This is a genomic window from Mesorhizobium sp. (genome assembly GCF_004963255.1).
Taxonomy (GTDB): domain Bacteria; phylum Pseudomonadota; class Alphaproteobacteria; order Rhizobiales; family Rhizobiaceae; genus Mesorhizobium.
Genome location: NZ_SUGA01000132.1, coordinates 1 through 272, shown reverse-complemented (window position 1 = coordinate 272; position 272 = coordinate 1). Strand labels below are relative to the sequence as shown.

Genomic DNA, 272 nt, shown 5'->3' with positions numbered 1-272 from the left:
ATGAATGGGCGTTCGGCGACCGCGAGTTCCGCACTTCCCTCCTCAACAACATCATCTGGCTGGCGGTCGTGCCTGCCGCCTGCACTTTCTTCGGGCTGATCATCGCCGTCCTCACCGACAAGATCTGGTGGGGCACCATCGCCAAGAGCCTCATCTTCCTGCCGTTGGCCATCTCGTTTGTCGGCGCCAGCGTCATCTGGAAATTCATCTACGAGTATCGCGGCGCGGGCCAGACGCAGATCGGCCTGCTCAACGCCATCATCCAGTATTTC

At 59.9% G+C, this 272-nt stretch carries 1 pseudogene; it reads left to right on the top strand.

What is annotated here, in order from left to right:
* Nucleotides 1-272: pseudogene (locus tag E5X34_RS32765) on the top strand (alpha-glucoside ABC transporter permease); the annotation flags it as partial.